The sequence below is a fragment of the Bradyrhizobium japonicum USDA 6 genome, from assembly GCF_000284375.1.
Classification (GTDB): Bacteria; Pseudomonadota; Alphaproteobacteria; order Rhizobiales; family Xanthobacteraceae; genus Bradyrhizobium; species Bradyrhizobium japonicum.
The window spans coordinates 4,673,484-4,694,429 of record NC_017249.1 but is presented as its reverse complement, the minus strand read 5'-3'; the positions used below and the strand labels follow the sequence as shown (position 1 = coordinate 4,694,429).

General features: G+C 65.0%; 19 protein-coding genes and 1 pseudogene. 13 read left to right on the top strand and 7 right to left on the bottom strand.

Translation table 11 applies throughout. The features are described 5' to 3' along the window. The first annotated feature begins 33 nt into the window (after positions 1 to 33). Together plsY and BJ6T_RS22190 are read left to right on the top strand one after the other, a co-directional pair. Positions 34 to 630, top strand: coding sequence for a glycerol-3-phosphate 1-O-acyltransferase PlsY (gene plsY, locus BJ6T_RS22195; protein ID WP_014494714.1), 597 nt, complete (start codon positions 34 to 36; stop codon positions 628 to 630). A 211-nt stretch (positions 631 to 841) separates the two neighbouring features. Continuing rightward, the gene (locus BJ6T_RS22190) at positions 842 to 2,041 is read left to right on the top strand and encodes a patatin-like phospholipase family protein (protein ID WP_028169883.1); all 1,200 of its coding nucleotides are present in this window, start codon (positions 842 to 844) and stop codon (positions 2,039 to 2,041) included. Here the strand turns inward: BJ6T_RS22190 and BJ6T_RS22185 are convergent. Next, the gene (locus BJ6T_RS22185; RefSeq protein ID WP_014494712.1) at positions 2,033 to 3,277 is read right to left on the bottom strand and encodes an amidase; all 1,245 of its coding nucleotides are present in this window, start codon (positions 3,275 to 3,277) and stop codon (positions 2,033 to 2,035) included. The genes BJ6T_RS22190 and BJ6T_RS22185 overlap by 9 nt on opposite strands. Before the next feature lie 308 nt (positions 3,278 to 3,585). Here BJ6T_RS22185 and BJ6T_RS22180 point away from each other — a divergent pair, with 308 nt between their 5' ends. Together BJ6T_RS22180 and dprA are read left to right on the top strand one after the other, a co-directional pair. Further along, positions 3,586 to 4,011, top strand: a complete 426-nt coding sequence (locus BJ6T_RS22180) for a DoxX family protein (RefSeq protein ID WP_028155053.1) — start codon at positions 3,586 to 3,588, stop codon at positions 4,009 to 4,011. Between the two features lie 106 nt (positions 4,012 to 4,117). Next, on the top strand, positions 4,118 to 5,260 hold the full coding sequence (gene dprA / locus BJ6T_RS22175) for a DNA-processing protein DprA (protein WP_039227969.1): 1,143 nt from the start codon (positions 4,118 to 4,120) through the stop codon (positions 5,258 to 5,260). Between the two features lie 97 nt (positions 5,261 to 5,357). Here dprA and BJ6T_RS22170 read toward each other — a convergent pair. Beyond that, a pseudogene (locus tag BJ6T_RS22170) lies at positions 5,358 to 5,766 on the bottom strand (winged helix-turn-helix transcriptional regulator). 84 nt (positions 5,767 to 5,850) lie between these two features. Here BJ6T_RS22170 and BJ6T_RS22165 point away from each other — a divergent pair. After that, positions 5,851 to 6,459: an FMN-dependent NADH-azoreductase gene (locus tag BJ6T_RS22165; RefSeq protein WP_014494708.1), complete on the top strand. Its 609-nt coding sequence runs from the start codon at positions 5,851 to 5,853 to the stop codon at positions 6,457 to 6,459. Positions 6,460 to 6,517: 58 nt separating this feature from the next. Here BJ6T_RS22165 and BJ6T_RS22160 read toward each other — a convergent pair whose 3' ends face one another. Both BJ6T_RS22160 and BJ6T_RS22155 read right to left on the bottom strand, forming a co-directional pair. Then, positions 6,518 to 6,700 (bottom strand): hypothetical protein, encoded by a 183-nt coding sequence (locus tag BJ6T_RS22160; RefSeq protein WP_014494707.1) that lies wholly within the window; start codon positions 6,698 to 6,700, stop codon positions 6,518 to 6,520. A gap of 175 nt (positions 6,701 to 6,875) precedes the next feature. Beyond that, entirely contained in the window at positions 6,876 to 7,649 is a 774-nt protein-coding gene (locus BJ6T_RS22155) for an SDR family NAD(P)-dependent oxidoreductase (protein ID WP_014494706.1), read from the bottom strand. Between the two features lie 121 nt (positions 7,650 to 7,770). Here BJ6T_RS22155 and BJ6T_RS22150 point away from each other — a divergent pair, with 121 nt between their 5' ends. After that, complete coding sequence (locus tag BJ6T_RS22150) at positions 7,771 to 8,238, top strand: winged helix-turn-helix transcriptional regulator (protein ID WP_014494705.1); 468 nt, start codon at positions 7,771 to 7,773, stop codon at positions 8,236 to 8,238. A gap of 107 nt (positions 8,239 to 8,345) precedes the next feature. Further along, the gene (locus BJ6T_RS22145) at positions 8,346 to 8,900 is read left to right on the top strand and encodes a flavodoxin family protein (protein WP_014494704.1); all 555 of its coding nucleotides are present in this window, start codon (positions 8,346 to 8,348) and stop codon (positions 8,898 to 8,900) included. A 247-nt stretch (positions 8,901 to 9,147) separates the two neighbouring features. On the opposite strand, the gene BJ6T_RS22140 is transcribed toward BJ6T_RS22145, so the two are convergent. Continuing rightward, positions 9,148 to 9,387 (bottom strand): hypothetical protein, encoded by a 240-nt coding sequence (locus tag BJ6T_RS22140; protein WP_014494703.1) that lies wholly within the window; start codon positions 9,385 to 9,387, stop codon positions 9,148 to 9,150. Positions 9,388 to 9,614: 227 nt separating this feature from the next. On the opposite strand from BJ6T_RS22140, the gene topA reads away from it, so the two are divergent. The 4 genes from topA to BJ6T_RS22120 are packed head-to-tail and all read left to right on the top strand — an operon-like array spanning position 9,615 to position 15,950. Beyond that, complete coding sequence (topA, locus tag BJ6T_RS22135) at positions 9,615 to 12,362, top strand: type I DNA topoisomerase (RefSeq protein ID WP_014494702.1); 2,748 nt, start codon at positions 9,615 to 9,617, stop codon at positions 12,360 to 12,362. A gap of 19 nt (positions 12,363 to 12,381) precedes the next feature. Continuing rightward, positions 12,382 to 14,733 carry a ribonuclease R gene (gene rnr, locus BJ6T_RS22130; protein ID WP_014494701.1) on the top strand — a complete coding sequence of 784 codons (2,352 nt, stop codon included), beginning with the start codon at positions 12,382 to 12,384 and terminating at the stop codon, positions 14,731 to 14,733. Continuing rightward, positions 14,727 to 15,167 carry a DUF983 domain-containing protein gene (locus BJ6T_RS22125; protein WP_014494700.1) on the top strand — a complete coding sequence of 147 codons (441 nt, stop codon included), beginning with the start codon at positions 14,727 to 14,729 and terminating at the stop codon, positions 15,165 to 15,167. The genes rnr and BJ6T_RS22125 overlap by 7 nt, the downstream gene beginning before the upstream one ends. 33 nt (positions 15,168 to 15,200) lie before the next feature. Next, the gene (locus BJ6T_RS22120; RefSeq protein WP_028169884.1) at positions 15,201 to 15,950 is read left to right on the top strand and encodes an NUDIX hydrolase; all 750 of its coding nucleotides are present in this window, start codon (positions 15,201 to 15,203) and stop codon (positions 15,948 to 15,950) included. A 24-nt stretch (positions 15,951 to 15,974) separates the two neighbouring features. Here BJ6T_RS22120 and BJ6T_RS22115 read toward each other — a convergent pair whose 3' ends face one another. Beyond that, positions 15,975 to 17,333, bottom strand: coding sequence for a metallophosphoesterase family protein (locus tag BJ6T_RS22115; protein ID WP_014494698.1), 1,359 nt, complete (start codon positions 17,331 to 17,333; stop codon positions 15,975 to 15,977). Between the two features lie 77 nt (positions 17,334 to 17,410). Next, positions 17,411 to 17,953, bottom strand: coding sequence for a hypothetical protein (locus BJ6T_RS22110; RefSeq protein WP_014494697.1), 543 nt, complete (start codon positions 17,951 to 17,953; stop codon positions 17,411 to 17,413). Positions 17,954 to 18,114: 161 nt separating this feature from the next. Between BJ6T_RS22110 and BJ6T_RS22105 the strand changes: the two genes are divergently transcribed. Both BJ6T_RS22105 and BJ6T_RS22100 read left to right on the top strand, forming a co-directional pair. Then, complete coding sequence (locus BJ6T_RS22105; protein ID WP_014494696.1) at positions 18,115 to 19,452, top strand: amidohydrolase; 1,338 nt, start codon at positions 18,115 to 18,117, stop codon at positions 19,450 to 19,452. 125 nt (positions 19,453 to 19,577) lie between these two features. Then, entirely contained in the window at positions 19,578 to 20,903 is a 1,326-nt protein-coding gene (locus tag BJ6T_RS22100; RefSeq protein ID WP_028169885.1) for an LLM class flavin-dependent oxidoreductase, read from the top strand. Positions 20,904 to 20,946: the final 43 nt, after the last annotated feature.

Below are 20,946 nucleotides of genomic sequence, written 5' to 3'. Positions count from 1 at the left end.
CGTGGCGTCGCGGTTCAGCATGGAGATGCGGCCATGGGGCTTGAAGCCTTCCTGCCGGTGGCCTTCGTCATCGGCTACCTGCTCGGCTCGATTCCGTTCGGGCTGGTCCTGACCAAACTCGCCGGCACGCAGGATATTCGCTCGATCGGCTCCGGCAGCATCGGCGCCACCAACGTGCTCCGCACGGGACGCAAGAGCCTTGCCGCGGGCACACTGCTGCTCGACGCGCTCAAGGGCACGGTCGCGGTGGTGATCGCCGGCACCATCGCGGGGCCCAATGCCGCCATGGTGGCCGGGCTCGGCGCCTTCCTCGGCCATCTCTTCCCGGTCTGGCTGAAGTTCAAAGGCGGCAAGGGCGTCGCCGTCTATATCGGCATTCTGCTCGGCCTGTTCTGGCCCGGCGCAGTCGTGTTCTGCCTGCTTTGGCTCGCCACCGCCTTCACCACCCGCTACTCCTCGCTGTCCGCGCTGGTGGCGGCGTTCATCACCCCGATTTTCCTGTGGTGGTTCGGGCATCTCGCGCTCGCATCGCTGTTCGCCGCGCTGACGCTGCTCTTGTTCTACGCGCATCGCGAGAACATCAAGCGACTGCAATCCGGCAAGGAAAGCCGGATCGGCGAGAAGGCCTAGAGCGTTTTCGAGCGAAGTGGATACCGGTTCGCGTCAAGAAAACGCGTCAAACCAAAATCCAAGGCCGAAAAAAGTACGGATACCGCCGCACCGCTACCGCATTATGTGCCAAATCCTGTTCGCAACTCTCAGCTGACTCTCGGCGAGAGTGGCGAACAGGTTCCATGCCTGTCATCCTGACAGAGAAGATGGCGTTACGCGGTTGCTCAGAATGAGCGAGAAGATTGTCGGCACGCATGACGGGGGTGGTTTGCAAGGTGCTTCCAGCACCGAGGCAAGCCGGCTGCTCTTGATGACCAATGTGTGGTCCGATGCGCCCTCGCCGCCTCCTGTCCCTGAGCCTGCTCCCGTTCCTCCACCACCGCCGCCTGCCCCCGTCGCGAAAGCTGTCGCTCCAGTCGAGGTCATGACCGCGGCCGCACCTGTCGCGCGTGATCAGATCCGCTCCGGCCAATGGCCTCCGCAAAGAGTGTCGCTAGCCCTTCAGGGCGGCGGCACTTTTGCGGCCTTCACCTGGGGCGTGCTGGAACGGTTGCTGGAAGAGCCGTCGATCGAATTCGACACGGTGAGCGGCGCCAGTGCCGGCGCCATCAATGCGCTCCTGCTTGCCTCCGGCCTTGCCGAAGGCGGACGCGAAGGCGCCCGTTCGCGGTTGAACCGGTTCTGGGCCCGCCTGATGCACGAGGCCTCGTTCCGCTCCTTGATGCTGGTCGGCGGATTCTCGCCGGCGGGAAGCTCGGTCGCGTTCGGTCCGACGCTGCGCTCCGGCCAGTTCGATCCGTTCGATCTCGATCCGCTGCGGCTGGCGCTGTCGCGCGACATCGATTTTGCCGCCTTGCGCGACGCGGCCTGCCCAAAACTGCTGATCGCCGCGACGCGAATCCGCGATGGGCAGCAGCAGATCTTCCGCAACGATTGCATTACCGCCGACGTCGCGCTGGCCTCGACCTGCCCGCCTTTGGTTCACTGCGCCGTCGAGATCGACGGCGAGGCCTATTGGGACGGCGGCATTGGCGGCAATCCGCCGCTGGTGCGCCTGGCGCAGGAATCGACAGCCTCCGACCTGCTGCTCATCCAGGTCACGCCTACGCGCGACAGCTACGTGCCGATCACGCTCGCCGCGATCGACCGCAGGCTCGACCAGATCGCGGCCAACGCCGCCCTCAACGCCGAGATCGCGGCGCTGGAATGGGCGCGAGCCACGGCTGCCCCTTCGCTGCGGCTCTCCAGGATCGCGGCCGAAGACTCCGTTGAGGGGCTGGCGCAGCGCTCAGCCACCGATCTCGGCCGCGGCTTCATTCGCACGCTGCACCGGAGTGGCCGCGAGGCCGCCGAGCGTTGGCTCGGACAAGGCGCGACAGGCGCCAAGGCCGAGCGCGCGCTGCCCGCCAGTGAGCCTGCGCTAGCCTGATTTCGCCAGCGCGTCCTCCAGGAACCATGCCGCCGCAAGCGCGCCCGGATCGTTGCCGAACCGCGCGATCACCTGCACGCCGATCGGCAGGCCGCCGACCTTCAGCACCGGCACGTTGACGCAAGGATTGCCCATCAGCGTCCAGAGCCGGTTGTAACGGGGCGAGCCGGTCGAGGCGAGCTCCTTGGCCGGCGCGGTGCCCGGCGCCGAATAAGTCAGCAGCACGTCAAAACCCTCGAACAGCTCGCCGAGCTCGCGGCGGCCACGGCGGGCGATCCGACGCGCGTCGTCATATTGCTTCGGCGTCAAGCCGACGGTGTCATCGAGGCTGGCACGCAGCATCGGCGCGATCTCGTCGTGATGCTCCGAAAACTCCCAGGCCAGCGCGCGATGCGCCTCGAAATCCTGGATGATCGGGTGGATGCGCCAGGCTTCCTGCAGCGACTCCGGCAGATCGATGGTCTTGACACTGGCACCGGCCCTCTCGGCCGCCTTGATCGCAGCCTGCAAGCCCTCTTCCGCCGCCGGCTCCACGGCCTCGGCAAACTCCTGCCTCACCACGCCGATGCGCGGCGCCTTGGCCGCGGCGATGCCATCGAATTCAGTGCGGCCGGTGATCGCCAGCAGCCCGCGCGCGAGATCTTCCGCGCGCGATCCGAACAGGCCGACGGTATCAAGCGCCCATGAGTAGCACTTTACGCCAATGGTCGGCAGCATCCGGAACGACGGCTTGATCGCGGCAGCCCCGCAATAGGCGGCGGGCCGGATCACCGAGCCGCCGGTCTGGGTGCCGAGCGCCAGCGGGATCATGCCGGCACCGACCGCCGCGGCCGAGCCCGAGGACGAGCCACCCGGCGTATGGCCGAGATTGTGCGGATTGAGCGTCGGGGTCGGATCGCGCGAGGCGAACGCCGTGGTGGTGGTCTTGCCGATGATGGTGGCGCCTGCCCGCTTCAGCATCATCACGATGGGTGCGTCCGAGCGCGGCTGCCAGCCGCGATAGATCTCCGAGCCCATCTCGGTCGGCATGTTGGCGGTGTCGATGATGTCCTTGATGCCGACGGCGATGCCGCGCAGCAGGCCGGAGGCTTGCGCCTTTGCGGATCTGTCGTGACGGACGAAGGCGCGGACGTCCTTCTCCCTGGCCTCGATCGCCGTGTGCGACTGGGCGATGGCGTCATCGGGCGAAAGCTTGCCCGCTTCGATGCGGCGCTGGAGGTCGGCAAGTGAGATCATGGCAACACCCTTCTTATTGCCATCGCTTTTAGCATCGGGACGAGGTCGCGCAAGCGCACGTGGACGCGGTCGATCCATGCGTGCAGTCGAGCGGGACCAGCGGCTCGACCAGAGCATTCGCCTCCGCGGGAGGAGCGCCGATGCGATCAAAAATGGAAACAGTATATTTCAATTATTTCTATTTTTATCGCAATTCAATCGGGCCAGTTTGAGGTCGCAACACAGGGCCCTGCGGCGCGCCCCCTCGGACCACAAACGCTTGGTGCGTCACCGCCGTCGGACCTCAACCAAGCACAGGAGCGATGACCATGGATACGACCCGTTATGCTTCCCTCGTTGGCCGGCTGCTGATCGGCCTCCCGTTTGCAATGAGTGGCTTCAGCAAGCTCACCGCTTATGGTGCGACGACCGCTTACATCGCCTCTGCGGGATTGCCGGTGCCCCCGCTGGCATATGCGATCGCAGTTCTCGTCGAGCTCGGTGGCGGTCTCCTGCTGATCGCGGGCTATCAAGCCCGCTCGGTCGCGCTGGCGCTCGCCATATTCTCGCTGGCCGCGGCAGTCTCGTTCCACAACAACTTTGCCGACCAGAATCAGATGATCCACTTCCTCAAGAACGTGATGATGGCAGGCGGCCTGCTCCAGATCTTTGCCTTCGGTGCCGGTGCGCTTAGCCTTGACGCTCGCGTCTCGCGGAGCGGCATCGCTGTCGCTCAGGCAGCGCACGCGCGTTGAATCGACGACCTTGCGGAAGACCCGTCGACCACGCCGGGTCTTCCGGCGGCGCCTTTGAAGCCCGATCAAGCGCACGCAACTGTTGCCCACGCCCTCAGGTTGTTCCATGCTGCTCCCACAAGGAGACGCCGTGGACGCCATTAATCCGAGCGTGGAGCTGACTGAGCCTGAGCGGATCGACCGCCTGCGGCTGATCCGCTCCGACAATGTCGGGCCGCGCACCTTCAAATCGCTGGTCGATCATTTCGGCAGCCCGCGTGCGGCGCTTGAGCGCCTGCCCGATCTGGCGCGCCGCGGCGGTGCTCAGCGATCGGGGCGCATCTGTAGCGTGGCCGAGGCGAAGGCCGAGCTCGACGCAAGCCGCAAGTTCGGCATCGCCTGGCTCGCGCCCGGCGAGGACGGCTATCCGGCGCGGCTCGCGACACTCGACGATGCGCCGTCGCTGCTCGCCGTGCGCGGCGACACCACGACGCTGATGCGTCCGATGATCGCGATCGTCGGCTCGCGCAATGCCTCCGGCGCCGGCTTGAAATTCGCCGGTCAACTCGCGCGTGAGCTCGGCGAAGCCGGCTTCATCATCATCTCGGGGCTTGCCCGCGGCGTCGATCAGGCCGCGCACCGCGCCAGTGTCGACAGCGGCACCATCGCCGTGCTCGCCGGCGGGCATGACTGCATCTATCCGCCCGAGCATGGCGACCTGCTCGCCTCGATCCTCGATCACGCGGGTGCTGCGATTTCCGAGATGCCGCTCGGCCACGAGCCGCGCGCCCGCGACTTCCCCCGCCGCAACCGGCTGATCTCCGGCGCCGCGCTCGGCGTGGTCGTGGTCGAGGCCGCGTATCGCTCGGGCTCGCTGATCACCGCGCGCATGGCGGCCGAACAGGGCCGCGAGGTGTTCGCGGTGCCCGGCTCGCCGCTCGACCCGCGCGCCGCCGGCACCAACGACCTGATCAAGCAGGGCGCAACGCTCGTCACCGAAGCGTCCGACATCATCAACGCAGTCGCACCGATCATGGACCGGCCGCTGATGCATCCGGCGAGCGAGCCTGACAGCGAACCGTTCGAGAGCGATCCGCAATCACACGACCGCGACCAGATCACCGGCCTGCTCGGCCCTGCCCCCATCTCGATCGACGATCTCGTGCGGATGTCCGGCGCCTCGCCCGCGATCGTGCGAACCGTGTTGCTGGAGCTCGAGCTTGCGGGGCGGCTCGAACGCCACGGCGGCGGATTGGTGGCGCTGCTCTAGTGCATGATGAAATGAGGCTCGAAGTCTTACCCTCCCCCTCCAGGGGAGGGTGAAACCGGCCGTGTGGCGCGCGCATCGCGTCTCCTCATTCTCCGCTTCAGTCCTCGTGGCGCTCGTCGAAGCGCGTGCGCGCGGCCGCGATCTGCGCCTGGTGCTCCTTCGCCCATAGCCCAAGCGCCATCACGGGCTGCTGGAGCCCGCGGCCAAGATCGGTCAACTCATAGTCCACGCGCGGCGGAATGGTCGGGAAAATCGTGCGCGTGACCAGGCCGTCGCGCTCCAGCCCGCGCAGGGTCAAGGTCAGCATCCGCTGCGAGATGCCGTTGATCATCCGCTTCAGTTCATTGAAGCGCTTGGGCCCGTCACTCAGCATCATGATGACGAACACGCTCCATTTGTCGCCGACGCGCAAGGATCGAGGCGACCCCGCGGCAGTCCGCGTGGTCGCGATCCGGCATCTGGGGCGCAGGAAAATCGGTGTGTGTAGGTCTCAAAGATGTGCCCATGGCTCAAAAAAGTGCGTTCTTGCGGGGAATTTGACAGTCACTCATGTAGTGCGGGTTACAAATCTATACCATAGGTGAACCCCAATGAAACTCCTCCATATCGACTCCAGCGTGCTCGGTCCCCACTCCGTCTCACGGCAGGTTTCCGCCGCCATCGTCGACCGTCTCAGGCAGGCGACGCCGTCGCTCGACCTCGTCTATCGCGATTTGACGCAGATCCCGCTCGCCCACCTCTCCGGCTCGCACCTCGCGGCCGCGCAAGGCGCGCCGGCGCCGGCGGAACTCGGACCCGACCTTGCCGCGAGCGCGGCCGTGCTCAACGAATTCCTCGATGCCGATATCGTCGTGATCGGCGCGCCCATGTACAATTTTACGATCCCGAGCCAGCTCAAGGCCTGGATCGACCGCGTCCTCGTGGCGGGGAAAACGTTCAAATACGATGCGAACGGCCCGCAGGGCCTTGCCGGCAACAAGCGCGTCATCGTGGCGATCTCGCGCGGCGGCTATTACGGCCCGGGCACGCCGGCCGCCTCGCTCGAGCACCTCGAAACCTATTTGCGCGGCGTGTTCGCGTTCATGGGCATCACGAGCCCCGAATTCATCGTCGCCGACGGCATCCAGGTTGGCCCTGAGCATCGCGAGAAAGCGCTGGCCGGAGCGCTTCAGGCTGCCACCAGCCTGCAGGCGGCGTAAGACTTACGCCGACGCCAGCCGCTGCCGGATTCCGGCGGCGGCTGAGAATTCGACAGCGCTAAAACCAGGCGCCCTGAACGCCAAGAATGACGGCGACGAGCGAAATGAACAGCCCGATGCCTGAGAAAAGTGCCACCCCGATGAACTCGGACGTTTCGGAGTGCTTGGCGGGAATGGCGGAATCTTCGGTGTAAATAGGCGGTTCTGAAATCGACGGAAAAATACGAGCTGCCTTTGACATCGCGGGCTCCCTGAAAGTGAGTCTTATGACCCCTGCCCGCAAAAGTGTCTCGGCAGCGCAAGCGAAGGTTCAACGCCTCACGCAAGGTTCAGAGGAATACAGCCATCAAGGTGTATGAACCGGTCGGCACAACCGATGTCGTCGCGCAGACCGATTCAATTTTCGCAAACGTCGATCAGCCGCGATAGATCGGCGCGCCAGCCGGAGACGCAACCGCGCCACCGTCGACGAAGATCTCCTGGCCTTGGATGTGCGCGGCATCGTCCGACGCAAGGAACAGCACCGTCTTCGAGATGTGATCTGGTTCACCAATGCGCCCAAGCGGCGTCGCCAGCCCGATGCGCTTCTCGAACGCCTTCTCGGCTTCGGGCGTTGCGATCGCAGCGCCCCAGATCGGCGTGCGGATCGCGCCCGGCGCGACGACGTTGACGCGAATCCCGCGTGGCGACAGTTCCGACGCCATGATCCGCGCCATCGCGCGCACACCGGCCTTGGCGGCGCCATAGGCCGAATAGCCGGGAATGCCGAGCACTGATATCACCGAGCCGTTGAGGATGATCGAGGCATTGTCGTTGATGTAGGGCAGCGCCGACTGCACCGTGAAGAACACGCCGGTGAGGTTGGTGCTGATGACCTTCTCGAAAACCTCCAATGTCGCCGAACCGAGCGGCGTGCCGCCGGGAATGCCGGCATTGGCGAACACGATGTCGAGCTTGCCGAATTTTTCGGCGCCCTTCTTGATCGCAGCTTCAGTCGCGGCAATGTCGGTGGCGTCGGCTGCGACCGCGAACCCGTTCGGGCCAAGCTCCTTCGCCGCGGCCTCAAGCGTCTCCTTGTTGCGCCCGGTGATGATCACCTTCGCGCCCTCGGCCACGAACAGCTTTGCCGTCGCCAGGCCAATGCCGCTATTGCCGCCCGTAATCAATGCCGTCTTGTTCTTCAGTCTCACGATCGTCTCCAGTGGTTGCATCATAAAACTATGTTGCCATCTAGGGCATATGGTTTTATGATGCAACCACACAAACGCGTGATCGCCGCCGAAATCGGGCGAACGCGACAGGACCAGGACGATGGTGAAACGAACGAGCTTCGAGGGCGATTCCTGCCCGATCGCGCGGTCGCTGGAAGCGATCGGCGACTGGTGGTCGCTGCTGATCATCCGCGAGGCGCTGTTCGGCCTGCGCCGCTTCGGCGAGTTTCAGAGCAAGCTCGGCATGGCCAAGAACATTCTGGCCGTGCGGCTGCGCTCACTTGTGGACCACGGCATCCTCGCCACCGCCCCCGCCTCCGACGGCAGCGCCTATCAGGAATATGTGCTGACGCCAAAGGGCCGCGGCACCTTCCCGATCCTGGTGGCGCTCCGGCAGTGGAGCGAGGAGTTCGACGATCACCCCGAGGAGATCACGACCATTCTCGTCGATCGCGAGAAAGGCCGCCCGATCCGGAAGCTCGAAATGCGCGCGGAGGACGGGCGATTGCTCACGCCCGCGGACACGATGGTGAAGCTACGGCCGCCGCCGCGCAGGCGGTCGGCGTGACGACGCACAACTGCCGCCACACCGTCATTGCGAGCGCAGCGGAGGGACTTGTACAAAATATAGACGCCGTCAAAGATGGCTAAGTCCACCAAAGCGGCAGCATCACCATGCCCCTGCTCGCCATCGTCTATTTTTCCATCTCCGGCACCACTGAGAAGCTGGCGCATGCGGTGACGCGCGGCGCGGATGGCATGGCGGACGTCGCGCTTTGTCGCATCACCGGCGACGACATCGTGTCAAGCCGCTTCCAGAATGAACGCTTGTTCGAAACGATCGACCGCGCTGACGCGGTCGCATTCGGCAGCCCGACCTACATGGGCGGCCCGGCGGCCCAGTTCAAAGCCTTCGCAGACGCTTCAAGCTACCGATGGAGCCAGCAGCGATGGGCCGACAAGATCGCAGCCGGATTCACGACGGGTGCCTGCGCAGGCGGCGATCAACTGCACACGTTGACCTACTTTACGATCCTGGCCGCGCAGCACGGCATGCTCTGGTGCGGACTCGACATTCCCGGAGGCGAGGATCCGAGCGGCCGCAATCGTTTGGGCAGCCAGTTCGGCCTTGCGACACATTTGGTCGACGGTGCGTTGCTGCAGAGTGACCTCTGCACGGCTGAATATCTCGGCCAGCGTTTGGCCAAATTGGCAAAGCGCAACGGCTAACCACATCCGTCATTGCGAGCGTCGCAAGCAATCCAGAATCCCACCGCGGCAAGACTCTGGATTGCTTCGCTGCGCTCGCAATGACGCGGTTGATGCAGCGCGCCTCCATATATCACCGTCACCCTGAGGTGGCCGCTTCTTCAGCGGCCCTCGAAGGGCGCCGGCCCGGCTGCGGCATCTCGGCCGCTCATCCTTCGAGGCTCGCTACGCGAGCACCTCAGGATGGCGGATTGGATAGTAAGCGCCGCTACGACAGCTTGCGCTTGCTCCGCAGCCGCAAGTGCTCGTCCGCCTCCAGCTTGGTCATCCCCAGGAGATAATGCAGCACATCGAGCTTGTGGCGCTCGGCGAGCTTGCGCAACGCCCCGACCTGCTCGGCGATGAAGGCGACGGCCTCATCGACGCCGCCCTCCCCTGGTTCCTCACCGCGCGAGCCCCCCGGCGCGCCTGATGCGGCGCGCGCCCGTTTCTTTCCTGGCTTAGTCACCAGACCCCACCCGAATCCATGCCCCGGGAGGACTCTACGCCGACATTGACCGCAACTCCAAGGTGGTATTTTGCAACTTTCTCGATATGAAACTTTTCCCATTCGGGGTGCTTTCAACACCCCTCGATTTGACAGCGAGGGTCTCACCACCCATGTTCGGGTCGAAACGGCCGATCCGAATCTCATCGAAAGCGGCTCGTAATTTCCCCGTAAGTTACTGGAACTACATGAATATCGTCATTGTGGAGTCGCCGGCGAAAGCCAAGACGATCAACAAGTATCTGGGCTCGTCCTACGAGGTTCTGGCCTCGTTCGGCCATGTCCGCGACCTCCCGGCGAAGAACGGTTCCGTCGATCCGGACGCAAATTTCAAGATGATCTGGGAGGTCGACCCCAAGGCGGCCGGCCGGCTCAACGATATCGCCAAGTCCCTGAAGGGCGCCGACCGCCTGATTCTGGCGACCGACCCTGATCGCGAGGGCGAGGCCATCTCCTGGCACGTGCTGGAGGTGCTGAAGGAAAAGCGCGCGCTGAAGGATCAGAAGATCGAGCGCGTGGTGTTCAACGCCATCACCAAGCAGGCGGTCACGGATGCGATGAAGAATCCGCGCCAGATCGACGGCGCGCTGGTCGACGCCTACATGGCGCGCCGGGCGCTGGACTATCTGGTGGGCTTCACCCTCTCCCCCGTGCTCTGGCGCAAGCTGCCGGGCGCCCGCTCGGCCGGCCGCGTGCAGTCGGTGGCACTGCGGCTGGTCTGCGACCGCGAGCTCGAAATCGAGAAGTTCGTGCCGCGCGAATACTGGTCGCTGATCGCGACGCTGCTGACGCCGCGCGGCGACGCCTTCGAGGCGCGCCTCGTCGGCGCCGACGGCAAGAAGATCCAGCGCCTCGACGTCGGCAGCGGCGCGGAAGCCGAAGACTTCAAGAAGGCGCTGGAAGCAGCCGCCTATGCCGTGACCGCGGTCGATGCGAAGCCGGCCCGGCGCAATCCGCAGGCCCCTTTCACCACCTCGACGCTGCAGCAGGAAGCCAGCCGCAAATACGGTTTTGCGCCAGCACACACGATGCGCATCGCGCAGCGCCTTTATGAAGGCATCGACATCGGCGGCGAGACCACCGGACTCATTACTTATATGCGTACCGACGGCGTGCAGATCGATCCGTCCGCGATCACCCAGGCGCGCAAGGTGATCGGCGAGGATTACGGCAACGCCTATGTGCCGGAGGCCCCGCGCCAGTATCAGGCCAAGGCCAAGAATGCCCAGGAAGCGCACGAAGCGATCCGTCCGACCGACATGTCGCGCCGCCCCGACAGCATGAGCCGCAAGCTCGACGCCGACCAGGCGCGACTCTATGAGCTGATCTGGAAGCGCACCATCGCGAGCCAGATGGAATCGGCCGAGCTCGAGCGCACCACCGTCGACATCACCGCGAAGGCAGGCTCCCGAACGCTGGAGCTGCGTGCGACGGGTCAGGTCGTCAAGTTCGACGGCTTCCTCGCGCTCTACCAGGAAGGCCGCGACGACGAGGAAGACGAGGATTCGCGCCGTCTGCCCGCGATGAGCCCGAACGACGCGCTCAAGCGGCAGTCACTCGCCGTCACCCAGCACTTCACCGAGCCGCCGCCGCGCTTCTCGGAGGCCTCGCTGGTCAAGCGCATGGAAGAGCTCGGCATCGGCCGTCCCTCGACCTATGCCTCGATCCTCCAGGTCCTGAAGGACCGCGGCTACGTCAAGCTGGAGAAGAAGCGCCTTCACGGCGAGGACAAGGGCCGCGTCGTGGTCGCCTTCCTCGAAAGCTTCTTCAACCGCTACGTCGAATACGACTTCACCGCCAATCTGGAGGAGCAGCTCGACCGCATCTCCAACAACGAGATCTCCTGGCAGCAGGTGCTGAAGGACTTCTGGACCGGCTTCATCGGCGCCGTCGACGAGATCAAGGATCTGCGCGTAGCCCAGGTGCTCGACGTGCTCGACGACATGCTGGGCCAGCACATCTATCCGCCCCGCGCCGATGGCGGCGATATCAGGCAGTGCCCGAGCTGCGGCAACGGCCGGCTCAATCTCAAGGCCGGCAAGTTCGGCGCCTTCGTCGGCTGCTCGAACTATCCGGAATGCCGCTACACCCGCCAGCTCGCCGCCGACAGCGAGACCACCGCCGACCGTTCGCTCGGCCAGGATCCCGACACCGGTCGCGATGTCTGGGTCAAGGCCGGCCGCTTTGGGCCCTACATCCAGCTCGGCGAGCCCAAGGATTACGAGGAAGGCGAGAAGCCGAAGCGCGCGGGCATCCCGAAGGGCACCTCGCCCGGCGATGTCGAGCTCGAGCTTGCGCTGAAGCTGTTGTCGCTGCCGCGCGAGATCGGCAAGCATCCGGAGACCGGTCAGCCGATCACGGCAGGACTCGGCCGTTTCGGGCCGTTCGTGAAGCACGAGAAGACCTACGCCAGCCTGGAGAGCGGCGACGAGGTCTTCGATATCGGCCTCAACCGCGCGGTGACACTGATCGCGGAAAAGGTCGCCAAGGGCCCGAGCCGTCGCTTCGGCGCCGACCCCGGCAAGGCGATCGGCGATCATCCGACCCTCGGCACCGTCACGGTGAAGAGCGGCCGTTACGGCGCCTATGTCACGGCAGGCGGCGTCAACGCGACGATCCCGGCCGAGTTCGAAAAGGACACCGTCACGCTGCCGCAGGCGATCGCGCTGATCGACGAGCGCGCGGCCAAGGGCGGCGGCAAGACCAAGGCGAAGAAAGCCGCGAAGCCGGCCAAGGCCAAGAAGGCTGCGGAGAAGGCCGCGGACGGCGATGACGCCGCGCCGAAGCCGAAGAAACCGGCCGCGAAGAAGGCGGCCAAACCCAAATCCGAATCCACCAGCAAGGCGCGCGCCGCCGTGTCGTCGACCGCAAAAACGTCGCCGACCAAGGCCGCCGCCCCCAAGGCTCCGGCCAAGAAGAGTGCCGGCAAGACCTAGATCAAGAATTAGAGGTTAAGTGAAACGCAAGAATGACCGTGGCTTTCCCGACCGGAGCGCCATCGTCGCCTTCATCAAGGCAAATCCCGGAAAGGTCGGGACCCGCGAAATTGCGCGCGAGTTCGGCCTGAAGAACGCCGATCGCATCGAGCTCAAGCGCATGCTGCGCGAGCTCGCCGACGACGGCACCATCAAGAAGAAACGCCACAAGGTTTCCGAGCCGGACGCGCTCCCGTCGACGTTGGTCGCCGACATCACCGGCCGTGACAGTGACGGCGAGCTGATCGCCTCCCCCACCGAATGGGACGAGGTCGAAAGCGGCGAACCGCCAAAAATCCTCATCGTCATGCCACGCCGGCCAAAGCCCGGCACCGCGGCCGGAATCGGCGATCGCGCGCTGCTGCGTGTCGAGCGCTCGGATGAGAACGAAGGTCCGGCCTATCGCGGCCACATCATCAAGGTCTTCGACAAGACGAAGAGCCGCATCCTCGGCGTGTTCCGCAGTCTGCCCGAAGGCGGCGGACGGCTGGTCCCGGTCGACAAGAAGTCCGCCGACCGCGAGCTGAACATCGCCGCAGCCGACACGCACGGCGCGCAGGACGGCGACCTCGTCAGCGTCGACATCATCCGCTCGCGCGCGTTTGGGCTGGCCTCCGGCCGGGTCAAGGAGAAGCTCGGCTCGGTCAAGTCGGAGAAGGCGATCAGCCTGATCGCGATCTACGCGCACGACATCCCCCTGCAGTTCCGGCCCGCAGCAGAGCGTGAAGCCGAAGCGGCAGAGCCGGCCAATCTGAAAGGACGTGAAGACTGGCGCGACGTGCCGCTCGTGACCATCGATCCGCCGGATGCGAAGGACCACGACGACGCGGTGCATGCCCAGCCCGATCCCGATCCGAACAACAGAGGCGGCTTCATCGTCGATGTCGCCATTGCCGATGTCAGCTTCTACGTGCGGCCGGGCACCGCGCTCGACCGCGACGCGCTCGATCGCGGCAACTCGGTGTATTTCCCGGACCGCGTCGTGCCGATGCTGCCCGAGCGCATCTCCAACAATCTCTGCTCGCTGGTGCCGGGCGAGCCGCGTGGCGCGCTCGCGGTGCGGATGGTGCTCGGCCCCGATGGTCGCAAGCGCTCGCACAGCTTCCACCGCATCCTGATGCGCTCGGCGGCGAAGCTGAACTATGCGCAGGCGCAGGCCGCGATCGACGGCCGGCCCGACGACACCACCGGCCCCCTGCTCGATCCGATCCTGCGGCCGCTCTATGCCGCCTATGCCTGCGCCAAGCGCGCCCGCGACGAGCGCGATCCGCTCAATCTCGATCTGCCCGAGCGCAAGATCCTGTTGAAGAGCGACGGCACGGTCGATCGCGTCGTCGTGCCTGAACGTCTCGATGCGCACAAGCTGATCGAGGAGTTCATGATCCTCGCCAACGTCGCGGCGGCCGAGATGCTGGAGAAGAAGTCGCTCCCGCTGATCTACCGCGTGCATGACGAGCCGACGCTGGAGAAGGTCCACGCGCTCGCGGAATTTCTGGAGACGCTGGACGTTCCGTTCGCGAAAGGCGGCGCGCTGCGCCCGGCTTTGTTCAACCGCGTGCTGGCGCAGCTCGAAGGCCACGACCACTTCCCGCTGGTGAGCGAGGTCGTGCTGCGCGCCCAGGCCCAGGCCGAATATTCCGCCGAGAATTACGGTCATTTCGGCCTGAACCTGCGCCGCTACGCGCATTTCACCTCGCCGATCCGCCGCTATGCCGACCTCGTCGTGCACCGCGCGCTGGTCCGCGCGCTCGGCCTCGGCGAAGGCGCCCTGCCCGACAGCGAGACGCCGGAAAGCCTCGGCGAGGTCGCAGCCCACATCTCGGTGACCGAGCGGCGCGCGATGAAGGCGGAGCGCGAGACCGTCGACCGGCTGATCGCCCATCACCTCGCCGACCGCATCGGCGCGAGCTTCCAGGGCCGCGTCTCCGGCGTCACCCGCGCCGGCCTGTTCGTCAAGCTCGCCGAGACCGGCGCCGACGGCCTGATCCCGATCCGATCCCTTGGCACGGAATATTTCAACTATGACGAGAGCCGGCACGCGCTCGTCGGCACGCGCAGCGGCACCATGTATCAACTCGGCGACGTCGTCGACGTCCGCCTGATCGAAGCGGCCCCCATCGCGGGCGCGCTGCGCTTCGAGCTGCTGTCGTCCTCCAGCGAGACCGCACCGCGCGACCGCAGGAGTCCCGGCCCACAACGTCGCCCCTCGTTCAAGGCACATCCTGGACGCAGTCCGGATAAAAAACGCAAGCCGCCGAAGCAAAAGTCCGGCAAACCCAAGAAGGGCAAGAACAAAGGAAAAGGCGGGGGTCAGAAGGGCAAGGCATGGTGACGACGAGCACGGCCCCAAAGATCTGGACGCGCGAGACCGGCCTCGTCGAGAAGCGCGACGTCTGGACGGCCATGAAGCGCGGTTTCCGCAGCCGCTGCCCGCGCTGCGGCGAGGGCAAGCTGTTCCGGGCCTTCCTCAAAACCGCGGACAATTGCGCGGTCTGCGGCCTCGACTTCACGCCGCATCGCGCCGACGATCTGCCGGCCTATCTCGTGATCGTCATCGTCGGCCACATCGTGGTGCCCACGATCCTCTGGATCGAGACCAACTACACCACGCCGGTCTGGCTCAGCTTCGCGGCCTATCTGCCCTTCACCTTCGTCGCCTCGCTCGCGCTGCTCCAGCCGGTCAAGGGAGCTGTGGTCGGCCTGCAATGGGCTCTGCGCATGCATGGCTTTGACGACAACCCTCCGGATGGTATTCCGCCGGTCTAAGCAAAACAATCAAAAAGCGGTTTGGGTGAGGACATGACGGATACGTCGCAGGCAGCCGAGAAGGCCAAGATCCACGAGGGCAAGGAAGCCGACCACCATCCCTATTTCCGCCCCCGCGATGCGGCGACATTGATCCTGGTCGATCGCAGCGGCAGCATTCCAAAAGTCCTGGTCGGCAAGCGCCACGACAAGGTGGTGTTCATGCCCGGAAAGTTCGTCTTCCCCGGCGGCCGCGTCGACAAGGACGACTACCGCGTGCCGGTCGCCGCCCCCATCACCGCCGAGCTGGAAGCCAATCTCGCCAAGGGCAGCCCGAAGACTCCGGCCTCGCGCGCAAAATCGCTGGCGATTGCCGCGATCCGCGAGGCCTGCGAAGAGACCGGCCTCTGCCTCGGACGCAAGACCGAGGGGAAAGCAAAGCTCGAGGGTGCCTGGAAGCCGTTCGCGGATGCGGGCCTGCTGCCCGACCCCTCCAGCCTGTTCCTGATCGCACGCGCGATCACCCCGCCCGGCCGCGTCAAGCGGTTCGATACCCGCTTCTTCACGGCGGACGCCTCCGCGATCACCCACCACGTCGAGGGGGTGATCCATGCGGATGCCGAGCTGGTCGAGCTGGTCTGGGTCGAACTCGGCTCAAAGCCGCTCGCCGATCTGCATCCGATGACGCGCAACGTGCTCAACGAGCTCGACACCCGCCTTGCCACCGGCCCGCTCCGCCACGACGCGCCGGTGCCGTTCTTCCATTTCTACGGCGGCAAGATGCAGAAGGATATCTTGAGCTGAGCGAACCGATCTCTCCAGGCCTGTTCACGCGATCAGCAAACTCAGCGCGGCACCTCTGAAGGCGCGGTCTTCGCTGCCACCTTGTCCGTGGCCGATCGCCCAGTGCTGCGGCCACGAAAGCTGCTCCAGCCCTCGCGCCGTCGCGGAGGTGAAGGACGACCAACGCGGGGAGCCGTGATCGCGGTAGAGGAGACCGCCGGGGCCCATGTCCGGATAGAGCGTAACGTGAATATCGAAACCGTCGCCCGCCGGAAGGTCAGGTCCAAGCCAATAGGATGGACTGCGTCCCGGCTCTCGCCCCACGATGGCTGTCAGAGTTTGCTTCGGTCCCCTGAGACCAAGCCAGAACGGCGCGATCGAACCAGGCGCGAAGGCCGTGAAAATCGTCTGGGCTGATGCGACATCGGTCGCAGCGCTTTGCCCCACAAGCCTCAGCTCGATCCGCCGCCCGCTCTCCACACATCCGCTGAACGGCGCTTCGATTTCACCGAGCGGCAGCTCTCTCCACACGGCGGGATCAGGATCGCACAGCGGCCATTCCATCCTCTCCCTTACAACGCCGTCGATATCGAGCACCTGATAACGCAGGCCCTCCTCGTCAAGCGCGGCTTGAACGCAATGCAGATACTCGACGCCCTCCGGCATCCTGTGAGCCGTTCCCGCGCCCGCAGTGCAGATCTGCAGGACACCGCGATGCGCCTGCACGTCGAAGGCGAGGATGTGGCTGCACAGATAGGCAAGCACGTTTGCGTTCACCAGGATGTCCCAGAACGGGCGAGCATATTCGTGGCCGATCTCGCGCTGATACGTCCCCGTAAAGCCGTTGATCGGAAACACCGGATGATGGCCAAGGACGAGCTTGTGTCGGGCATCACCATGTTCTCTGAGCGTTGTTTCCAGCCACCCGAGCTCGACATGGCCCTCACCTCCCAGGCCGCTCCAGAGCGTGTTGACGAACACCATCAGGAGGTCGCCGCGCCGCACGAAGTAGGAGAGGCCCGCCTGTCCCGGCGGCCCATTCTTCGGCAGCTCGAGCACGGCGCGAAACACCGCCTCGCTCATCAAATCATAGGTCGTGTGGTTGCCGGTTGTGTGCCACATCGGAATGACCGCACGGTCGAGCCATGCCATTTCCGTATCCAGCCAATAGCTCCACTGCGCGCGCAGCGCGTCCGGATCCGGCGTCAGTCCGATGATTTCGTCGCCCGGGAAGAGGACGAACTCAGGCTGCGGACTCAGGCGTTGAGCAACTGCATTGACCGAGGCGAAGGTCTTTTCGTGCAACGCACCCGGCACGCCCGAACAGGAGTCGCCATACAACAGGAATTGGTGGCCCCTGCCGCGCGGTAGAAGCGCGGGAATGGAGTTATTCGCTGAGGTCATGGCCTTCCATCGCGGTGTTCGGCCGCGAGGATGGCAATTTCCGCAACGGGTCGCAACAGGTCGTGGCTGGACCTCGATCAGTCCGCATCAGGCTCGGTGCCGACATAGTCGCGCGCCGGCAGTTTCAGGACGCGGCCGATCTCGCTTGCGAGCTTGTCCGCCTCCTCGCGCCTGGTGAAGCTCTGAAGCGTGATCGGCTCGGTGCCCCTGTTGCCGCAGAGATTGACGTCGTAGGTCGTCAGATCCGTGTCATAATCGTCGGTGATGCTGACGAAGTGATAGTCCGCGAGATCGCGCTGACTGCGGATACTCAGCGGGCCGAACTGCCTGGTGATGACGATCTGGCGCAGCGTCTCGTTGAGCACGACGAAAGTGCGGAACGTCAGCAGGATGATTCCGGGGATGCCGACGAGCAGTCCCAGCCCCGTGAACACCAGCACCGGCACGAGATCATCGGCGAGCCGGCCGAAGCCGGAAAAATCCTGGCGCAGGCCGAGCGCGACATTCCACAAGAGATAACCGCTCGCGGCCAGCAGCGGCAGCGACAATAGCCGGCCGACCCAAGGCATGGGCCGGTCGATGCGGACGGTGCCGCCGTCCACGGTCATTGCGCCTGCCATTGAAGGTCTCCTCACGAGGTCATGGCTTGGTCGAAGCGAGAGGCGGATTGGTTCGAAGAGACGCCCCGATACGCCGCTGCCGTTCTTCCATTTCTATCGCGGCAAGATGCGACGAGATGTGCTAGGTGGGGGAATGGGCGCTTAAACGACTGGAGAATCGGATGACGTGGTTCGTAAGGCCTCTGCTCGCTTCCGTGGCGTTGTGCGGCCTGCTCTCGCCGCCCGCCCATGCGGAGCTCGACGTCGCCAGATTGAAGCAAACGATCGAGACCTCCTTCGAGAGCGAATACCCGAAGCTCGACGCGCTCTACAAGGACATCCACGCCCATCCCGAGGTTGCCTACCAGGAAGTGAAGACCGCGGCGAAACTCGCCGCCGAGATGCGTGCGATTGGCTTTGAGGTCACCGAGCACGTCGGCAAGACCGGCCTTGTCGCCATCTACAGGAACGGCGACGGTCCCACCATCATGGTTCGCACCGAGCTCGACGCGCTGCCGATGGAGGAGAAGACCGGCCTGCCCTATGCCAGCCGCGACAAGCAGATCTGGCAGGGCCGCGAGACATTCGTCGCCCATAGCTGCGGCCATGACATCCACATGGCGAGCTGGGTCGGCACAGCGAAGACCCTGGTCGGCATAAAGGACCAGTGGCACGGTACGTTGATGTTCATCGCGCAGCCCGCCGAGGAAGAGGTCACGGGCGCAAAGGCGATGATCGACGATGGCCTGTTCACCCGCTTTCCGAAGCCCGACGCGGGTTTTGCCCTGCACGACGGCAGTGGAGCCTACGGCTCCGTGAGCTATAGGGTCGGGGTCGGATCGTCGAATGTTGACGGTCTCTTCATCAGATTCGTTGGCCGCGGCGGCCATGGCGCGATACCGCAGGCGACCATCGATCCCGTGATGATGGCATCCCGCTTCGTCGTCGACGTGCAGAGCGTGATCAGCCGCGAAAAGGACCCCACCGAATTCGGCCTTGTCACCATCGGCGCGATCCACGCAGGCACCGCCGGCAACATCATTCCCGACGAGGCCAGGGTGATCGGCACGATCCGCAGCTTCAAGCCGCAGGTGCGCGCCAGGATGCTGGCTGGGATCGAGCGGACGGCGAAGGCGGTGGCGGCGATGGCGGATGCGCCGGCGCCCGAAATCCATCTCGACGAGGGGACCAAGGCCGTGATGAACGATGCCGCGGTCGTCGGCCAGGCCGAGCGGGTGCTGAAAGTGGCCTTCGGCGACAAGTTCAACGTCAGCCCGGCAAACACGACCAGCGAGGACTATTCAGAATATGTCAACGCCGGCGTGCCTTCGATGTTCTTCAACATCGGCGTCTATGAGCCCGACCGCGTCGCCGCCGCGCGTAACGGCAGCGGTCCGCCGCTTCCCGGCAACCACTCGCCGCAATTCGCCCCGGTGCCGAAACCGACCATTCAGACCGGCGTCACCGCGATGACGCTCGCCGTGCTGAGCGCTTTCGATCATAGGGCGCGGGGGCAGTAGCCCCCTCGACGCGAACGTGCTGAGAGTTGATCGAAAAACAAAATAATCTTCCCGCCTCCCCCGATGGCGGACTCCCCAGGCGTCCCTATGTCTTCCCCAACGACACCCAGAACGGATACGGGGCGATGGCACAACGGCAACTCAAGCTTGGCGCGTTCATGCGCCCGATCAGCATCCACACCGGCGCCTGGCGCTATCCGGGGGCCTGGCCGGACGCCAATTTCAACTTCGGCCATATCAAGACGCTGATCCGGAAGCTCGAGGCCGGCAAGTTCGACGCCTTCTTTATGGCCGACCACCTGGCCGTGCTGAACATGCCGGTCAACGCGCTCAAGCGCAGCCACACCGTGACCTCGTTCGAGCCGTTCACGCTGCTGTCGGCGCTGTCCGCCGTCACCGAGCGCATCGGCCTGATCGCGACGGGCTCGACCACCTTCGATGAGCCCTATCATGTCGCGCGCCGCTTCGCCTCGCTCGACCATCTCAGCGGCGGGCGCGCGGGCTGGAACATCGTCACCACCTCGAATCCGGACGCGGCGCTGAATTTCGGCCTCGACGACCACATGGAGCATGCCGAGCGCTACAAGCGCGCCCGCGAGTTCTACGACGTCGTCACGGGCTTGTGGGATTCCTTCGCCGACGACGCCTTCGTCCGCGACGTCGAAAGCGGCGTGTTCGTCGATCCCGCGAAGATGCACGTGCTCGACCACAACGGCAAATATCTGAAGGTGCGCGGCCCCCTCAACATCGCGCGGCCCGTGCAGGGCTGGCCGGTGATCGTGCAGGCCGGCGCATCGGAGGACGGCAGGCAGCTTGCGGCGGAGACGGCGGAAGCCGTGTTCACCGGCGGCGGGCCTCTCGCCGACGGCCAGAAGCTCTATGCCGACATCAAGGGCCGCATGGAGAAGATCGGCCGCGATCCCGAACATCTCAAGATTCTTCCCGGCGCCTTCGTCGTGGTCGGCGACAGCGTCGATGAGGCCAAGGAGAAGCGCGCGCTGCTCGACAGCCGCGTGCATTACGACAGCGCCATCGCCTCGCTCTCGGTCATCCTCGGCACGGACGCCTCAGGCTTCGATCCGGACGGGCAACTGCCGGAGATTCCGGAGACCAACGCCAGCAAGAGCGGCCGCCAGCGCATGGTCGACCTCGCAAGGCGCGACAAGCTCACCGTGCGCCAGCTCGCCCAGCGCGTCGGCGGCTATGGCGGGCTGTCCTTCGTCGGCACCGCCAAGACCATCGCCGACCAGATGGAGGAATGGCTGGTCGGGCGCGGCTCCGACGGCTTCAACATCATGTTCCCGTTCCTGCCCGCCGGCCTCGACGACTTCGTCGACAAGGTCGTCCCGGAGCTCCAGAAGCGCGGGATTTTCCGCAAAGAGTATGAAGGGGCCACTTTGAGGGAGAATCTGGGCCTGCCGCGGCCGAAAAACCGGTTCTTCGAGGCGTAATGGGACCGTTTTGGGTGGTTTTCCGCCCTAGAGCCCCGTTCGG

Bases quoted from the DNA above. Each gene is read 5' to 3' on its own strand.
- BJ6T_RS22160 (WP_014494707.1), bottom strand. From the start codon at position 6,700: ATGTCAAAGGCAGCTCGTATTTTTCCGTCGATTTCAGAACCGCCTATT.
- BJ6T_RS22100 (WP_028169885.1), top strand. From the start codon at position 19,578: ATGGCACAACGGCAACTCAAGCTTGGCGCGTTCATGCGCCCGATCAGC.
- BJ6T_RS22125 (WP_014494700.1), top strand. From the start codon at position 14,727: ATGGTGACGACGAGCACGGCCCCAAAGATCTGGACGCGCGAGACCGGC.
- BJ6T_RS22110 (WP_014494697.1), bottom strand. From the start codon at position 17,953: ATGGCAGGCGCAATGACCGTGGACGGCGGCACCGTCCGCATCGACCGG.
- BJ6T_RS22190 (WP_028169883.1), top strand. From the start codon at position 842: ATGAGCGAGAAGATTGTCGGCACGCATGACGGGGGTGGTTTGCAAGGT.
- BJ6T_RS22105 (WP_014494696.1), top strand. From the start codon at position 18,115: ATGACGTGGTTCGTAAGGCCTCTGCTCGCTTCCGTGGCGTTGTGCGGC.
- BJ6T_RS22180 (WP_028155053.1), top strand. From the start codon at position 3,586: ATGGATACGACCCGTTATGCTTCCCTCGTTGGCCGGCTGCTGATCGGC.
- BJ6T_RS22165 (WP_014494708.1), top strand. From the start codon at position 5,851: ATGAAACTCCTCCATATCGACTCCAGCGTGCTCGGTCCCCACTCCGTC.
- topA (WP_014494702.1), top strand. From the start codon at position 9,615: ATGAATATCGTCATTGTGGAGTCGCCGGCGAAAGCCAAGACGATCAAC.
- dprA (WP_039227969.1), top strand. From the start codon at position 4,118: ATGCTGCTCCCACAAGGAGACGCCGTGGACGCCATTAATCCGAGCGTG.
- BJ6T_RS22120 (WP_028169884.1), top strand. From the start codon at position 15,201: ATGACGGATACGTCGCAGGCAGCCGAGAAGGCCAAGATCCACGAGGGC.
- plsY (WP_014494714.1), top strand. From the start codon at position 34: ATGGGGCTTGAAGCCTTCCTGCCGGTGGCCTTCGTCATCGGCTACCTG.
- BJ6T_RS22185 (WP_014494712.1), bottom strand. From the start codon at position 3,277: ATGATCTCACTTGCCGACCTCCAGCGCCGCATCGAAGCGGGCAAGCTT.
- BJ6T_RS22145 (WP_014494704.1), top strand. From the start codon at position 8,346: ATGCCCCTGCTCGCCATCGTCTATTTTTCCATCTCCGGCACCACTGAG.
- BJ6T_RS22150 (WP_014494705.1), top strand. From the start codon at position 7,771: ATGGTGAAACGAACGAGCTTCGAGGGCGATTCCTGCCCGATCGCGCGG.
- BJ6T_RS22115 (WP_014494698.1), bottom strand. From the start codon at position 17,333: ATGACCTCAGCGAATAACTCCATTCCCGCGCTTCTACCGCGCGGCAGG.